General features: G+C 70.4%; 17 protein-coding genes. 9 read left to right on the top strand and 8 right to left on the bottom strand.

Annotated elements, in window-relative coordinates; genetic code table 11:
- Positions 1-93: 93 nt before the first annotated feature.
- The 5 genes from OG417_RS11620 to OG417_RS11640 all read left to right on the top strand — a co-directional run bounded on the left by OG417_RS11620 (position 94) and on the right by OG417_RS11640 (position 7,276).
- Positions 94-1,056 (top strand): aldo/keto reductase, encoded by a 963-nt coding sequence (locus OG417_RS11620; protein WP_329253970.1) that lies wholly within the window; start codon positions 94-96, stop codon positions 1,054-1,056.
- An 86-nt stretch (positions 1,057-1,142) separates the two neighbouring features.
- Positions 1,143-2,969 (top strand): glycoside hydrolase family 15 protein, encoded by a 1,827-nt coding sequence (locus OG417_RS11625; RefSeq protein ID WP_329253973.1) that lies wholly within the window; start codon positions 1,143-1,145, stop codon positions 2,967-2,969.
- Positions 2,966-4,351, top strand: coding sequence for a glucose-6-phosphate dehydrogenase (locus OG417_RS11630; RefSeq protein ID WP_329253977.1), 1,386 nt, complete (start codon positions 2,966-2,968; stop codon positions 4,349-4,351). The genes OG417_RS11625 and OG417_RS11630 overlap by 4 nt, the downstream gene beginning before the upstream one ends.
- Before the next feature lie 143 nt (positions 4,352-4,494).
- Positions 4,495-6,285, top strand: coding sequence for an IlvD/Edd family dehydratase (locus OG417_RS11635; protein WP_329253980.1), 1,791 nt, complete (start codon positions 4,495-4,497; stop codon positions 6,283-6,285).
- Positions 6,272-7,276 (top strand): C-terminal binding protein, encoded by a 1,005-nt coding sequence (locus OG417_RS11640; protein ID WP_329253983.1) that lies wholly within the window; start codon positions 6,272-6,274, stop codon positions 7,274-7,276. Before OG417_RS11635 ends, OG417_RS11640 begins: the two co-directional genes overlap by 14 nt.
- On the opposite strand, the gene OG417_RS11645 is transcribed toward OG417_RS11640, so the two are convergent.
- Positions 7,251-8,093 (bottom strand): helix-turn-helix domain-containing protein, encoded by an 843-nt coding sequence (locus OG417_RS11645; protein ID WP_329253986.1) that lies wholly within the window; start codon positions 8,091-8,093, stop codon positions 7,251-7,253. The genes OG417_RS11640 and OG417_RS11645 overlap by 26 nt on opposite strands.
- 14 nt (positions 8,094-8,107) lie before the next feature.
- On the opposite strand from OG417_RS11645, the gene OG417_RS11650 reads away from it, so the two are divergent.
- Together OG417_RS11650 and OG417_RS11655 are read left to right on the top strand one after the other, a co-directional pair.
- Positions 8,108-8,563: a nuclear transport factor 2 family protein gene (locus OG417_RS11650; RefSeq protein WP_329253989.1), complete on the top strand. Its 456-nt coding sequence runs from the start codon at positions 8,108-8,110 to the stop codon at positions 8,561-8,563.
- A gap of 65 nt (positions 8,564-8,628) precedes the next feature.
- Positions 8,629-10,038, top strand: a complete 1,410-nt coding sequence (locus tag OG417_RS11655) for an MFS transporter (protein ID WP_329253992.1) — start codon at positions 8,629-8,631, stop codon at positions 10,036-10,038.
- Positions 10,039-10,087: 49 nt separating this feature from the next.
- Here the strand turns inward: OG417_RS11655 and OG417_RS11660 are convergent, their stop codons facing one another.
- From OG417_RS11660 to OG417_RS11685, 6 genes are all read right to left on the bottom strand, one after another.
- Positions 10,088-10,936 (bottom strand): chitosanase, encoded by an 849-nt coding sequence (locus OG417_RS11660; RefSeq protein ID WP_329253994.1) that lies wholly within the window; start codon positions 10,934-10,936, stop codon positions 10,088-10,090.
- A gap of 193 nt (positions 10,937-11,129) precedes the next feature.
- Positions 11,130-11,633 (bottom strand): mycothiol transferase, encoded by a 504-nt coding sequence (locus tag OG417_RS11665; protein WP_329253997.1) that lies wholly within the window; start codon positions 11,631-11,633, stop codon positions 11,130-11,132.
- Positions 11,634-11,787: 154 nt separating this feature from the next.
- On the bottom strand, positions 11,788-12,198 hold the full coding sequence (locus OG417_RS11670) for a VOC family protein (RefSeq protein ID WP_329254000.1): 411 nt from the start codon (positions 12,196-12,198) through the stop codon (positions 11,788-11,790).
- 14 nt (positions 12,199-12,212) lie between these two features.
- Positions 12,213-12,650 (bottom strand): helix-turn-helix transcriptional regulator, encoded by a 438-nt coding sequence (locus tag OG417_RS11675; RefSeq protein WP_329254003.1) that lies wholly within the window; start codon positions 12,648-12,650, stop codon positions 12,213-12,215.
- A gap of 30 nt (positions 12,651-12,680) precedes the next feature.
- Positions 12,681-13,121, bottom strand: coding sequence for an iron chaperone (locus tag OG417_RS11680; RefSeq protein ID WP_329254006.1), 441 nt, complete (start codon positions 13,119-13,121; stop codon positions 12,681-12,683).
- 63 nt (positions 13,122-13,184) lie between these two features.
- Complete coding sequence (locus tag OG417_RS11685) at positions 13,185-13,811, bottom strand: glyoxalase (protein ID WP_329254009.1); 627 nt, start codon at positions 13,809-13,811, stop codon at positions 13,185-13,187.
- 166 nt (positions 13,812-13,977) lie between these two features.
- On the opposite strand from OG417_RS11685, the gene OG417_RS11690 reads away from it, so the two are divergent.
- Positions 13,978-14,991 carry an SDR family oxidoreductase gene (locus OG417_RS11690; RefSeq protein WP_329254013.1) on the top strand — a complete coding sequence of 338 codons (1,014 nt, stop codon included), beginning with the start codon at positions 13,978-13,980 and terminating at the stop codon, positions 14,989-14,991.
- Entirely contained in the window at positions 14,988-15,356 is a 369-nt protein-coding gene (locus OG417_RS11695) for a hypothetical protein (RefSeq protein ID WP_329254017.1), read from the top strand. Before OG417_RS11690 ends, OG417_RS11695 begins: the two co-directional genes overlap by 4 nt.
- On the opposite strand, the gene OG417_RS11700 is transcribed toward OG417_RS11695, so the two are convergent.
- Positions 15,353-15,610 carry a DUF7218 family protein gene (locus tag OG417_RS11700; protein ID WP_329254020.1) on the bottom strand — a complete coding sequence of 86 codons (258 nt, stop codon included), beginning with the start codon at positions 15,608-15,610 and terminating at the stop codon, positions 15,353-15,355. The genes OG417_RS11695 and OG417_RS11700 overlap by 4 nt on opposite strands.
- Positions 15,611-15,658 lie beyond the last annotated feature (48 nt).

The raw sequence follows: 15,658 nt of genomic DNA on the forward strand, positions 1-15,658 counted from the left end.
GCACCGTCTTTGCCATGTTTCCGCATGTCAGACAGGTTCCTGGACGACATCGGGTAGGTGGCGACGTAGACGGCGTCTGCGGAGGGGCGAGAGATGGAGACGGTAGCGCTCGGTCGCACAGGGCTTCAGGTCACGCCGATCGCCTACGGCACGTGGCAGTTCGGCGGGGAGTGGGGCGAGGTCGAGGAGCGGGCGGCGATCGAGAGCATCTCTCACGCCCGTGACCTGGGCATCAACATCTTCGACACCGCACAGGGATACGGGTTCGGGACCGCGGAGCGGCTGCTGGGAAGGGCCTTCGCCGGTGCGATGGACCAGGTGGTGATCGCCACCAAGGGCGGGCTGCGCATGGACGGCGAGACGCTGGTCCGCGACTCCAGCCCGGCCTGGATCCGGCGCGGCGTGGAGGAGAGCCTGAACGCTTTGGGAGTCGACCACATCGACCTGTACCAGGTCCATTGGCCCGACCCGAGGACTCCGCCGGCGGAGACCGCGGCGGCCTTGTGGGGCATGGTCGATGAGGGGCTGATCGACCATGTCGGCGTCTCCAACTTCGACGCCGAGCAGATGCGCGCGTTCTCGGCCGAACGGCAGGTCGAGGCGTTGCAGTCGCCCTACCACCTGTTCCACCGGGACATCGAGGTGGACACCCTGCCCTATGCCGCCGAGCACGATGTGGGCGTGCTCGCCTACGGTCCGCTGGCGCACGGGCTTCTGGGCGGCCGGTTCGACGAGAACACCACCTTCCCCGCGAACGACTGGCGATCGGGCAGCCCCGACTTCACCGGTGAGACGTTCCGCCGCAACCTTCAGGTGGTCGGCGAGCTTCGTCGCTTCGCCGAGGAGCGGGGCGCCACGATCGGGCAGCTCGCCGTGGCGTGGGTGCTGGCGCACCCCGCGGTGCAGGTCGCCATCGTCGGCTCCCGCCGCCGGGCCCATCTCGAGGAGACGGTCGGCGCCCTGGACATCGGCCTGAGCAAGGAGGACCTCGCGCACCTGGACAAGATCATGTCCGGGGCCGTACCCCTCCGCGCGCCCGCGCCCGAGGGTGCGTGACCGCCCTTGGACATTCGCTGCTCGTGTCCTGGACCTGCCGAATCAAGCAGTACCGCCGAGCTCCGGCTCGGCAGAAACGAGGCGGCATGCTCGATCTCGAGCCATCATTCCGGCCGATTCACCTGCGCGGCGGGTACCTGCCGTTGGAGGATCTCGGCCTGATCGGGGACGGCGCGACGGCGGCGCTGGTCGGCCTGGACGGTTCCATCCCGTGGATGTGCCTTCCCCGCTTCGACTCCGAACCGCTGTTCTGCGGGCTGCTCGATCACGCGCATGGCGGCCACTTCACGGTGGCGCCGGAGGATCCGGTGGAGGCCCGGCAGCGCTACGAGCCGGACACCGGCGTGCTGACGACCGAGCTGCGCAGCGCCACCGGCGTCGTCCGGGTCACCGACGCGCTGGTCCTGCGCTCCGGCGCCGATCTCACCGATGACGCTCCCGTCGACCGGGCCGAACTGGTCCGTTCGGCCGTCGTCCTGTCCGGGAGCGTCCGTCTGCGGGTGGACGTGAGGCCTCGCGGCGGCGGGCATGCCCGGGCGCTGTTCAGCGGGCTGGAGGTACGAGCGTCCCGGCGGCCGGACCTCCGGCTGCACCTGCGCTCCAACCGCCCTCTGACCGCCCTGTCCAGCACACACGACCTGGAACAGGGCGATCGCCTCGACCTGGTGTTGTCCTGGGGGCGTTTCCATCGCCACCATCGGTTCGACGCCGAGGCGATGTTGCGGCAGACCGCTGAGGCGTGGCGCCGCTGGATGACGCATTTCAGCTACCGCGGCCCTGACGAACCACTGGTCCGGCGTGCTGCGATCACCTTGAAGATGTGCGACGACTGGGCCAACGGCTCGCTGGTCGCGGCGCCCACGTCCTCCTTGCCCGCACCCGTCGGCGGGATCCGTAACTGGGACTACCGCTACGCGTGGATCCGCGACGCGGCCTACGCCGTGTTCGCCATGCGCCGCATCGGTTTCGGCGGCGAGGCCGACGCCTTCCTCGGCTGGGTGCTGGACGCGTTCGAGCAGAGCGGGCGACCGCGGATCATGTACGACCTCGGTGGCAATCCGGTGCCGGGCGAGGTCGAGGACTTCGAGTTGGAGGGTTACCGGCGTTCTGCTCCGGTGCGATGGGGCAACGGCGCCGCCGACCAGCGCCAGCACGACGTCTACGGCGAGATACTGGACTGCGCCGACCAGTGGCTGCGCTCCGGCGGTGAGCTCCAGCCGACGCTGTGGGCCGACCTGGCCGCGCTGGCCGACGCCGCGGGGAGCTCCTGGCGGCAGCCGGACCAGGGCATCTGGGAGGTGCGCAGCGAGAGCCAGGTGTTCACGTACTCGGCCGGGATGTGCCAGGTGGCTCTCGACCGGGCCGCGGCGATCGGTGAACGGCTCGGCCTGCCCGGGCGGATCGCGGCGTGGCGAGCCCAGGCCGACAAGGTCCGCCAGCTCATCCTGGACCAGTCCTGGGACGAGGAAGCACAGACCCTGAGCGTGTATCTGAACGGCGGCGGCAGCCTGGACGCCAGCCTGCTCGCCCTTCCGCTGCGGCGGGTCATCCCGGCCGATCACCCCCGGATGGTGGCGACCACGACGGCCGTCGCCGAGCGCCTGTCGGCCGGCGGCGGCCTGCTCTACCGCTACCTGCATGATCAGTCACCGGACGGTCTCGCCGGCGACGAGGGTGCCTTCCTGCTGTGCAGCTTCTGGCTCGTCGACAATCTGATCGGCCAAGGCAGGATCGAAGAGGCCGAGGAGCTCTACGCCTCGCTGTGCGCGCGGGCGAGCCCCCTCGGGCTGCTGTCGGAGCAGATCGATCCGTCCACGGGCGAGTTCATGGGCAACTTCCCGCAGGCGTTCAGCCACATCGGAATCATCGCCAGCGGCGTGAACCTCGCGCGGGCGAAGGCGGGTGCGGCATGATCAATCGGCTGGCCGTCTTCGGCGCGACGGGTGACCTCAGCGCGCGTTACCTGCTGCCGGCGCTGGCCGCGCTGCGAGCGGCGGGACACCTCGGTGACCGGTTCCAGCTGACCTGCGCCGGCCGGGAGGACTGGGACGGCGAGCGGTTCCGGCACTGGGTGGCCGGCCGGCTCGACCGGCACGGCGCATCCTGGCCGGCCGACGCGAGGAAGGCGATCGTGGCTTGCACCCGTTACCGGCGGGCCGATGTCACCGACCCCGCCGACGTCGCGTCGGTCATCGCCGGTGATGGGCCGGTCGCCGTCTACCTCGCCCTTCCCCCGGCGGTCTTCCCCGCCGCGGTCACCACGCTGCACGACGTGGGCCTGCCGCCGGGCAGCCGGATCGCGCTGGAGAAACCCTTCGGGGAGGATCTGGAGGGCGCGGTGGAGCTGAACCGGCTGCTCGCCGACCTCGTACCCGAGCAGGCGGTGTTCCGGGTCGACCACTTCCTGGCCATGACGACCGTCCAGAACGTGCTCGGCAGCCGGGTGGCCAACCGCATGCTGGCGCCCATCTGGAACAGCGTCCACATCGCCGAGGTGGAGATCGTCTGGGATGAGTCCCTCGCGCTGGAAGGCCGGGCCGGCTACTACGACGGCGTCGGGGCGCTCAAGGACATGGTGCAGAACCACCTGCTGCAGCTGCTGTGCCTGGTGGCCATGGAACCGCCGATCAGCCTCGACGAGCGCGAGCTGCGCGACCGGAAGGTCGATGTGCTGCGCTCGGTACGGCCTCTCACCGAGAAGGACGCCGTCCGCCGCACCCGCCGCGCACGCTACAAGGCCGGCCGGATCGGTGATCGCCCGGTTCCCGCCTACACCGACGAGGAGGGCGTGGACCCGGGGCACCACACCGAGACCTTCGCCGAGGTGGAGCTGGAGCTGGACAGCCCGCGCTGGTCGGGAACGGTCTTCCGGCTTCGCAGCGGCAAGGCGCTCGGACATGACCGCAAGGAGGTCGCGGTGCGCTTCCGGCCCGTACCCCACCTGCCCTTCGGCCACAGCGGGGAGGCGCGGCCCGACGTGCTTCGATTCGGGCTCGAGCCGGAAGGTCTCGCCATGGACCTGATGGGCATCGGTTCTCGCGCCCAGACCCTGGTACCCCTCACGCTGACCGCACGGATGGACCCACCGGACCTGCCCGCCTACGGCCAGGTGCTGCTCGACGTACTCAGGGGGGACGCCGCCCTGTCCGTCCGCGCCGACGAGGCCGAAGAGTCATGGCGGGTCCTAACGCCGGTGCTGTCGGCCTGGTCGAAGGACCTCGTCCCGCTTCAGGAGTATCCGGCGGGCTCGAACGGACCGGTTCCCCCGCGGCGAGACGCACCCTGCTCGGCGTGAAACGACCACCGCCGGAGGCAGGGCCTGGCCGCGGCGGAACGCCGGTCTTTGCCATATCTGCGCAGGTCACGCGGATTTTCGCGCGTTGGCGCCGGGTAAAGGCGCCGTAGGGGACTCGGGTAGGCCGGCCAGGAGAGCACCTCATGCCACCGACGAAGCGCACCACGGGAGGCCTGCGGAGCCAGGCCTGGTGGGACAACGCGGGCAATCCGGAGATGACGGCTCTGTACCTCGAGCGCTTCCTCAACTACGGCCTCACCCCGGCCGAACTCCAGTCGGGCCGGCCGATCATCGGCATCGCCCAGACGGGCAATGACCTGGTTCCGTGCAACCGGCACCATCTCGCCCTCGCCGATCGGGTCAGGGACGGCATCCGCGACGGCGGTGGCATCCCGTTCGAGTTCCCCGTCCATCCGCTGCAGGAGACCGGCAAGCGCCCCACCGCGGCGCTGGACCGCAACCTGGCCTACCTCGGGCTGGTCGAGGTGCTCTACGGATATCCGCTCGACGGAGTGGTCCTGACGACCGGCTGCGACAAGACCACGCCCGCGTGCCTGACCGCGGCGGCGACGGTGAACATCCCGGCGATCGTCCTGTCCGGAGGGCCGATGCTCAACGGCTACCACGACGGCATGCGGACGGGCTCGGGGCTGGTGATCTGGCAGTCGAAGCGGCTCCTCGCCGGCGGGCAGATCGACTACGACGAGTACATGGCGCGCGTGGCCGCCTCCGCGCCCAGCATCGGGCACTGCAACACGATGGGCACCGCGCTGTCGATGAACAGTCTGGCCGAGGCCCTGGGAATGTCCCTGCCCGGCTGTGCGGCGATCCCGGCCCCGTACCGCGAGCGGGCGCAGATGGCCTACGACACGGGCCACCGGGTGGTGGCCATGGTGCGCGAGGACCTGACCCCACGCAAGGTCATGACCCGGCAGGCGTTCGAGAACGCGATCGTCTGCGCCTCGGCCATCGCCGCGTCGACCAACGTGCCCATCCACATCAACGCCATCGCGCGTCATGTCGGGGTGCCACTGTCCAACCAGGACTGGCAGCGGGTCGGATCCGACATCCCGGTGCTGGTGAACCTCGCCCCGGCGGGGGAGTTCCTCGGCGAGGACTTCTACCGCGCCGGCGGCGTCCCCGCGGTCCTGCGGTCGTTGCTGACGGCGGGGCACCTGCACGGCGACGCCATGACGGTCTCGGGCCGTACCCTGGCCGAGAACCTCGACGGCGTCCCGCCCGCCGACCCGCGGGTCATCCGGCCCTGCCATGACCCTGTCGCCGCGCGGGGCGGGCTTCTCGTCATGTCCGGCAACCTGTTCGACTCCGCGGTCATGAAGACCTCGGTCGTCACCGACGACTTCCGGGCCCGCTATCTGCCGCGCCCCGGCGATCCGCCGGTGTTCGAGCTTCGCGCCATCGTCTTCGACGGGCCCGAGGACTACCACGCCCATATCGAGGATCCCGAGCTGGGCATCGACCAGGACTGCGTTCTCGTCATCCGCTACACCGGGCCGATCGGCTATCCGGGATCGGCCGAGGTGGTGAACATGGAGGTGCCCGCCGCGCTGATCCAGCGGGGCGTCACCGCGCTGCCCACGCTCGGTGACGGCCGGCAGAGCGGCACGTCGGACGCACCGTCCATCCTCAACGCCAGCCCCGAGGCCGCGGCCGGCGGCAACCTCGCCATCCTGCGCACCGGCGACCGGATCCGCGTCGACCTGGACAACGCGCGTGTCGACGTCCTCCTGCCGGAGGAGGAGATCGCCGCGCGGTGGGCCGAGTACACACCTCCCGCGCTGGAGAACCAGACACCGTGGCAGGAGATCTACCGCTCCACGGTCGGGCAGCTGGACAGCGGAGGTTGTCTGGAGCTCGCCGTGTCGTACCAGGATCTCGTACATACCAAGGGGATTCCGCGTGACTCGCACTGACCCTGGCGGAACGGTCCTGATCGCCGACTTCGACTTCGGCGACGTGGACATCGAACGCGAGATCATCGAGGGCGCCGGCTTGAAGCTCCTCGCCGCCCAGTGCAAGAGCGAGGACGAGGTGATCGAGAAGGGCCGTGACGTCGACGGCGTCCTGACCCAGTACGCGCGGGTCGGCGCCCGCGCCATCGACGCGTTCACCCGTTGCCGGGTGATCGCTCGCTACGGTACGGGCGTGGACATCGTCGACGTCGACGCCGCGACCCGACGGGGCATCCAGGTCACGAACGCCCCGAACGACTGGTGCGCCGACGAGGTCGCCGATCACGCCGTCGCACTCTGGCTCGCCGCCGCCCGCAAGATCTGCGAGTACGACCGGGCGACCCGGCTGGGCGAATGGCACTGGAAGACCGGGCGGCCGATCTGGCGGCTGCGGGGACGGGTGTTCGGCCTGCTGTCCTTCGGCGCCATCGCACGGCTCATCGCCGAACGCGCCCAGGCGTTCGGCGTCGAGGTCTGGGCGCACGACCCGTTCCTCGACGAATCGGAGATGCGCTCGCGCCAGGTGCGGCCGGTGTCCTTCGACGAGCTCGTGGAGGGCGCCGACTACCTGGTGATCCAGTCGCCGCTCACCCCACAGACCCACCACACCTTCGACCGCGCGACGCTTCGCAAAATGAAGCCGACCGCCATCCTCATCAACACCGCACGCGGACCCATCGTGCAGGACACCGCGATCTACCAGGCACTCACCGAAGGGTGGATCGCCGGCGCGGCACTGGACGACATCGAGGAGGAACCCGCGAAACAGCGCGACTGGCGTCCGAGCAACCCCCTCTTCACGCTCCCCAACGTGATCATCACGCCTCACGCCGCCTACTACTCCGAGGAGGCCATCGCATCGGTGCGGCGCATCGCCGCCGAAGAGGCCGTACGGGTCCTGACCGGGCAACCGGCGCGCTCACCGGTCAACGACGTGACCGGCACGCCGTGAGCCCTGACCGGTCCCGGAAGGACACGGCCCGGGGCTTGACGTCACCGACGGACTCCTCGAAGTAGGCGGCGCTCTCCGCGTCCATCGGGTAGTACGACTCGATCGCGACCTCGTCCAGGGTGATGTCCATCGGAGTACCGAACGTGGTGATGGTCGAGAACAGCTGCAGCTGTCGTCCGTCGACGTGAAGGATCATCGGGATCACGACATCGGATTCGACCGATCGGCTCGACGCGTCCTCGGAGCCGGGCTCCAGCAGTTCCTCATAGAGCGCGGTGAGCTCGGCGTCGGGAGCAACGGCGAGTTGACGTCTGATCCGGGAGCGGAACACCGCACGCACGTCGGCCAGGTTGAGGACCAGAGGAGCGAACCCGCGCGGGTCCAGTCCCAGCCGAACCAGGTTGATCGGCGGCCGTAGCAGGTCGGGATCGACGTCCGCGAAGAACGGCTCGACGGCGCGGTTGGTCATCACGATGTTCCATCGGCGATCGAAGGCCAACGCCGGGTACGGCTCATGCGCGCGGAGCACCCTCGCGACCGCGCCCCGGGCCGCCGACAGCCCGTCGTCATCGAGTGGCCGCTCGGCGTACCGGGGTGCGAAGCCGGCCGCGAGCAACAGCCGGTTGCGCTCACGCAGCGGCACATCGAGCCGGTCGGCGAGCCGGAGAACCATGTCGGCGCTCGGGTTGGACTTGCCCGTCTCGACCAGGCTGACGTGACGAGCCGAGACGTCGGCCGAGATCGCAAGATCGAGCTGGCTGAGTCGTCGGCGATGCCGCCACTGCCGCAAGAGTTCCCCGACCGTGTGCACGGTCATCGAGAGTACTCATCGTGGAGCCGTACGCCATGAAATCGGATTTCATCGACAACCGTCGCGACCGCGGAAACACTGCGTCCATGACCACGGACAACAAGAGCATCGTTCAACGGGCACTGGCGGAACTGATCGAGACGGGCAGCGCCGATGCGCTCGAACCGTTGCTGAGCGATGGCTTCGTCCATCACCGGCCGGACTCGACCTCCTCGACCAAGGCGGAATGGCTCGCCGCCGTTCACGCGGCACTCACCCCGCTCGCCGGTATGCGGGTCGAGGTCCACCACCTGCTGGCCGACGGTGATCACGTCGTGATGCACTCGCGGCGACGGCTCCCCGACGCCGGGCCGGAGATCGCCGTCGTCGATATCTGGCGGATCGACGATGGGCTGATCGCCGAGGGCTGGGAGATCATTGAGCCGGTGGCCCAGGCGGCCGCCAACCTGGTGTGGTGGGAGCCTGCTGAGCGCTGACGGCGGGCATCCGCCTTACCCGTGAGGTAATCGACCGGATGACCCGCGGCGGCGAACCTTACGGCATGACCACCGCGATCATCGAAAGACCGGCGCGGGACCACGCTCGCGCCGTACCCGGATGGGGCACGCTGCTCGTTCTGCTCACCGGGACCTTCGTCACCACCCTCGACTTCTTCATCGTCAACGTCGCGATCCCGGCCACCCAGCGGGACCTGCACGCCGGGCCCGCCACCATCCAGTTCATCGTCGCCGGCTTCGGGCTCGCGCTGGCCTCCGGGCTGATCACCGGAGGACGGCTCGGCGACCTGTACGGCCGGCGCCGGATGTACACGCTCGGGCTGAGCCTGTTCACGCTCGCCTCGCTCGCGTGCGGGCTCGCGCCGAGCGCCGGGTTCCTCGTCGCGGCGCGCGTCGCGCAGGGCGCGGCGGCGGCGATGCTCATGCCGCAGGTGCTCGGCATCGTGGGCACCGTCTACACCGGCGAGCGCCGGGCGCGGGCCTTCAACGCGTACGGGCTGGCGATGGGGTTCGGCGGTGTGTTCGGCCAGCTCATCGGCGGCCTGCTCATCAAGGCCGACATCGCCGGGCTCGGCTGGCGCAGCGTCTTTCTGATCAACGCTCCGGTGGGGCTCGTGGCGGTGCCGGTGGCGATGCGCCTGGTGCCGGAGTCGCGGGCGCCCAAGGCCCGGCTCGACGTGCGGGGCGCCCTTCTCGTCACCGCCGGGCTGGTCCTGATCGTGCTGCCGCTCGTCGAGGGCCGCCAGGAGGGCTGGCCGCTGTGGACCTGGCTGTCCCTGGCGGCGGCGCCGTTCGTCCTCGCCGGCTTCGCCGCGTACCAGCGGCGCGCCGGTGAGCGCGCGCTGATCCACCTCGGGCTGTTCCGGCACCGGGCGTTCAGCGTGGGTGCCATGATCGCGGTCCTCAGCCAGATGGCGGTCGCCTCGTTCTTCCTGATCCTCGCGCTCTACCTCCAGCAGGGCCGCGGGCTGTCGCCGCTGGAGTCGGGCCTGATCTTCCTGGCGCTCGGCGCCGGCTACTTCGTCTCCTCCGCGCGGGCGGTCCAGGTCGCGGCCCGGCTCGGCCGTCAGGTCCTCGCCGTCGGCGCGCTGACCATGGCCCTCGGGTACGGGCTGCTGGCCCTCGTCGCGGGGGCGACCGGCGGCGGGATCGGCTGGCTCATCCCCGGGCTGCTCCTCGCCGGCTGCGGCATGGGCCTGGTCATGTCACCGCTTCCCGCGACCGCGCTGAACGGTGTCGAGGCGCGGCACGCCGCCTCCGCCGCCGGGGTGATCTCCACCGCGCTGCAGTCCGGCGGGGCGATCGGCGTCGCCGTCGTCGGTGTCGTCTTCTACGACGTCCTCGGTACGGCCCGTTTCTCGGCCGCGTTCGTCGCCGGCCTCGCCACGGCGGGCGCCTGCTGCCTGGCCGCGACCGCGCTCGTCCAGTTGCTGCCAGGCCGGTCCAGGTCGTGAACCGGCGGGCGGGCGCGGTCGGGATCCGCGTCCGCCCGCCGGAGTTCTTCTATTCGCTGATGGTGTAGCCGTCGCCGTACACCTTCCAGGTGAGCGGCGGGGTGAAGTCGAGGTTTCCGTCGTTCAGGAAGACGCGCTGCTCGGTGTCGACGCGGCTGGTGTCGCTGTGCGCCTCCTCGCGTTTCATCGCGGCCTTCCGCGCGTCGAGGAACGCGTTGAGATAGGCGACCTCGCCGCCGCCCTGCGCCGGAGGCTCGGCCTTCGCCAGGGCGGCGGCGCGGATCCCGCCGAAGCTGTCGGCGTCGTCTCCCGGGCCGTGCATGACCATGGCGTCGTAGTAGATGAACTGCCCGAGCGCCCGCAGGCCGTCGCTCTTCGCCTGCCGGACGGCGGGGTCGAAGTACATCGAGTCGCGCTCGTCGTCCTGCGCCCGCTGGAACGCCGGGTCGGCCGCCGCCTCACGCCAGTCGGCGGGGAAGCCCGGGTCGAGTCCCTCGTGGGAGTCGGTGCCGTTCACCGCGCGCAGCGCCGGCAGGTACTCGGCGAGGACGTTGCCCGGCTCGGCGTCGGTGTAGGCCTGGACGATCTCGAGCATGTCGCCGGTGCCGGAACAGAAGCCGATGATGCCGGCGGTGTAGCCGCGCCCGTCGCCGATGTCCTCGATGTACTTGTACTGCGCCCGCCAGTCGAGCGAGGAGTTCTCCGCGCTGGAGACCACCTGCATGGCGATGTCCTTCTCGTGCGGATCGGCCAGGTCGACGGCCGTCGCCCGTGCGGAGAGCACGGCCGGCGTTCCGGACGCATGCCCGTCACCGGTGAAGGCCACGAGTGCGGGTACGCCGCCGGCGAGGAGGACGACGAGGGCGGGGATCGTCCATCGAGCGGATATCCGTGGCAAGAATGATCCTGTCGGTCCGGGAGCGCGGGGCGAATGGCGCTGGCGGCGAGTGACGAAGGCTGCGCGATTCGTTAATGGCCTTCCTGGCGGGCGCTGGGATAAAAGCATGGATTTCGGCCCGTGTCAACGATTCAGTTAGGAACGTACTTATAACGGAAAGTAGGGTCCCCCAGGCAACAGGGCGAAAAACGAGCTAAATAATAAGACCGCGCAGGAATGCGGCCTGGCCGGCGTGCTGTGTGTCGTCGTTGATCACGCTGACGAGCCGTACGCCCAGCGTCACCGGCGGGTCCCACGCCTCGTCCACCACACGGTCGAGGTCGGCGTCCTTCAGCCCGGCGACGTACCGCAGGGTCTGCTCGTGCACGGCGTCGTAGTAGCCGGTGAGGAGCTCGCCCGACTCGACGCGGACGGCGTCGACGGCCCGTGCGTCGTGGCCGTACCCGGTGTCGGACGGCGGCAGCGGCAGGCCGAACCGCTCGGCCCACCCACCGGCGGTCCACACCTGCTCGACGCCCGCGACGTCGGCGATGTGGTCGTCCTGGACGCGTGTCAGGTGCCAGACGAGCCACGCGATCGAGTTGGAGTCGTCGGTCGGCCGCGTGGCGAGCCGGTCCGGGGACAGGCCGTCCACGACCTCGTGTACGGTCTCGCGAACGCGTTCGAAGGCGTCGGTCAGCAGTTCCGCGCTGTTCATCGGCTTGGCTCCCTTCCTCGCCCGGCCGCGGCGTCCTTCGGTCGGCCGGGGGCGTCATCGGTCCGCTCGTTTCGAGGATGCCAGGCTCGGACGCGACGCCGGGGCGCGGGTGGGGCGGCGGAACCGTCCCCGGCGTCGGGACCCGCCGGACGGCTCAGCGCAGCTCCTGGATGCGGACCATGTTGCCCGCGGGGTCGCGGAAGGCGCAGTCGCGCACCCCGTACGGCTGCTCGGTCGGCTCCTGGACGACCTCGGCGTCGCCGGCCTGCACCCGTTCGAAGGTGCCGTCGAGGTCATGGGTGGCCAGCAGGATCCACCCGTAGGTGCCCTTGGCCATCATCTCGGCGATGGTGCGGCGCTCGTCGTCGGTGATGCCGGGGTCGGCGGCCGGCGGCGCCAGGAGGATGGACGTGCCGGGCTGGTCCCTGGGGCCGACCGTGATCCAGCGCATCCTGCCCTTTCCGACGTCGCTGCGGACCTCGAAGCCGAGGGTGTCGCGATAGAAGGCCAGCGAGGCCTCCGGGTCGTCGTGCGGCAGGGCGCAGGTGTGAATCGTGATGTCCATACTGCTCACGCTAGTCAGTGTCGGCTCCTGACCGGCCGGGTCACCTGTTTCGCCACGCACGACGGCATCTCCTCGGTCGCCTCCATCGCCTGGTGCCGGTAGACGCTGGGCGACACACCGACCAGCTCGGTGAAGCGCGTGCTGAAGGTGCCCAGCGACGCGCAGCCGACCGCGAAGCAGACCTCGGTGACGCTGAGGTCGCCACGGCGCAGCAGCGCCATCGCGCGCTCGATGCGCCGCGTCATCAGGTAGGAGTACGGCGACTCACCGTAGGCGAGCCGGAAGCGGCGGCTGAGGTGCCCGGCCGACATGTGCGCGCCGCGGGCCAGGGCCTCGACGTCCAGCGGCTGCGCGTACTCCCGGTCGATCCGGTCCTTGACGCGGCGCAGGCGCGCGAGGTCGCCCAGTCGCTGCTCCTCGGCGAGTGCGCGGCCCCACGAGGGGTGACACATGAGAGAACTCCGTTCAGCTCCGCGAGTGCGTCAGCTCACCGCCTGCTTCACGAGCGCGCTGATCCGCGCCTCCACCTCGGGGGTGATCTCGGTCAGGGCGAAAGAGGTCGGCCACATCGTCCCCTCGTCCAGTTGCGCCTGGTCGCTGAACCCGAGGTTCGCGTAGCGGGTTTTGAACTTCGCCGCGGGCTGGAAGAAGCAGACGACCTTGCCGTCCAGCGCGTAGGCGGGGCTGCCGTACCAGAGCCGCGGCTCGAGGGCCGGGGCGCTGGCCGTGACGATGGCGTGGACACGCTCGGCCATGGTGCGATCCGAGCCCTGCATCTCGGCGATCTTCGCGAGCACGTCTCGCGCCGCCTCCGCCGCCTTCTCCGCGCGCGAGCCGCGGCGCGACGCCTTCTTCATCTCCTGGGCGTGGTCCTTCATCGCGGCCCGCTCCTCGGCCGTGAATCCCTCGTACGTGCTGCTCATGCCGAATTTCCCCTCAATGTGACTGTGGTGACCTTATGTGATGAACGATGGGTTTTGCCCGGTTTAAAGCGACGCGGTCTTCGCCGCCGGCTCCCACGCGAACCCGTCCGGGTCGGTGAACGGCGTGCCGTCGCCGTTGATGACGAGCCGGTGCGATCCGGTGCCGTCGGGCGAGACGCCGGCGTCTTTGGCGAGGGCCCGGCGCCCGTAGAGCGCCAGCTTGACGGGGCTCGACCCGGTGTCGAACTCGACGTACTTGCGGCCGAAGCTCTTCGCCACGGTCAGACCCTGCTCCAGGTAGAAGCGCTTGCTCGCGGCCATGTCCGCGACCCCCAGCAGGAGCACGACGGAGTCGATCTTTCCGGTGGCCGGGCCGGTGTCCTTCTTCGCCGAGGTGGCGACCTTCCAGATCGCCCCGTCCGGGGCTCGCACGACGCCGCCGTGGCCCCAGAACGACTTCGTGACCGGCTTCAGCACCGAGGCGCCTGCGTCGAGTGCGGCGTCGACGAGGGCGTTGACGTCGGCCGGCTGGGAGACCGTGACCGACAGCGTGAACCCGCGGAAGCCGGTCGTCGGCGCCTCCGAGGCGCGCAGGCGGATCTGGGTGTCCACGCCGAGGGCTTCGGCGTAGAAGCGGTCGGCGGCGGTGAGGTCGGCCACCTCGAGGGTGACGGATGCGATGGAGGTCATGGAGAACAGGCTAGGAACGGCCCGGTGAGGTGCGCTTCTTCATTCCTGACCGGTCTGGCCACCGGACGCCCGCGCACGCCGCGACTCCACGGGCCACCGGCATGGCGTCGGCGATGCTGGGTAGCGCTGCTCGTGAATGGAAGGTAAGCGACCGAGGGGGAGTTCGATGGGCGGCAGTCGTGTCGTGGTGGTGACCGGTGCGAGTGGAGGGATCGGCCGGGCGGCGGCCCGTGCGTTCGGCGCACGGGGCGACAAGGTCGCCCTGCTGGCGCGGGGTGAGACCGGTCTGAACGCGGCGGCCGAGGACGTGCGCGCGGCCGGCGGCGAGGCCCTGGCCATTCCCACGGACGTGGCCGACTACGACCAGGTACGCGCCGCCGCCGAGCGCGCGGAGGCCGTGCTCGGCCCCATCGACGTGTGGGTGAACGTGGCGTTCAGCTCGGTGTTCTCCGAGTTCGTCGACATCGAGCCGGCGGAGTTCAAGCGGACCACCGAGGTCACCTACCTCGGCTTCGTGCACGGGACGAAGGTCGCGCTCGACCTGATGCTGCCGCGCGACCACGGCACGATCGTGCAGACCGGGTCCGCTCTGGCCAAGCGCGGCATCCCGCTTCAGTCGGCGTACTGCGGCGCCAAGCACGCCATCCAGGGCTTCTACGAGTCGCTGCGCACCGAGCTGCTGCACCGGGGCACCAAGGTGCGCACGACCATCGTGCACATGCCGGGGGTCAACACCCCGCAGTTCGACTGGGTGGAGTCGCGGCTGCCGAACCACGCCCAGCCGGTGCCCCCGATCTACCAGCCGGAGGTGGCCGCGCGGGCACTGGTGTACGCCGCGGACCACCCGGCGCGGCGGGAGTACTGGATCGGCGGGAGCACCGTGGCGACCCTGCTCGCGAACCGGATCGCCCCGGGCCTGCTGGACCGCTACCTCGCCCGTACGGGGTTCGACTCCCAGCAGACCGGCAAACCGCGTGACCCGCACCAGCCGGCCAACCTGTGGAAGCCCGCCGACGGCAAGGACGGTCACGACTACGGCGCGCACGGAAGCTTCGACGACCAGGCACATCCGCGCAGCTACCAGATGTGGGCTAGCCGGTACCGGGTGGCCGTGGCGACGGCCGCGGTCGCGGGGGTGGGCCTGGCCGGCCTGGGCCTGCTGCGGGGCCGGTGCCGGTGAGGGGCCTGGCCGCGGCGCGACTCGCGTGGGGCGGGCTGCTCGTGACCGTGCCGGACCTGGTCCTGAACACGCTCACGGGCCGTCCGGCGACGCGGTCCCAGACGTGGGTGCTGCGGGTGCTCGGCACCCGCCATCTCCTGCAGGCGGGGGTGGAGCTGGCCCACCCCACGCGCGCCCTCGCCCGCGCGGGCGCGGCGGTGGATCTGCTCCACGCGGCGACGTGCGCGGGCGCGGTGGCGCTCCTGCCGGCCTGGCGGCGGGCGGCCCTGGTCGACGGTACGGGCGCGGTGGTCTTCGCCACCGGCGGCCTGACCCGCGCCCGCCTCACGTCGACCGGTGCCTCCCCGTCGGCCGGCGTCGCCTAGTGGTTGCGCAGGGCCTTGACGAGCTGGGCCTTGGTCATCGTCGACCGGCCCTTGACGCCGATCTCCCGGGCGCGTTTGACCAGGTCGTCCTTGTTCCAGTCGTCGTACGACGGGCTCTTGCCGCCCTTCTTGCCGACCGACTTGCGTGAGCTGCCCGCCGACGCGTTGGCGATCCGGGCGGCCTTCTCCTTGCTCTCGCCCTTCTCACGGAGCTTCTGGTAGGTCTTCTCGTCCTTGATCTGTGCTCTCGGCATCGATGTGCTCCTTTCCCGGTCGGCCGTTACCGATCGCCTACCCACCCT

This window comes from Actinoallomurus sp. NBC_01490 (assembly GCF_036227085.1).
Taxonomy (GTDB): Bacteria; Actinomycetota; Actinomycetes; order Streptosporangiales; family Streptosporangiaceae; genus Actinoallomurus; species Actinoallomurus oryzae.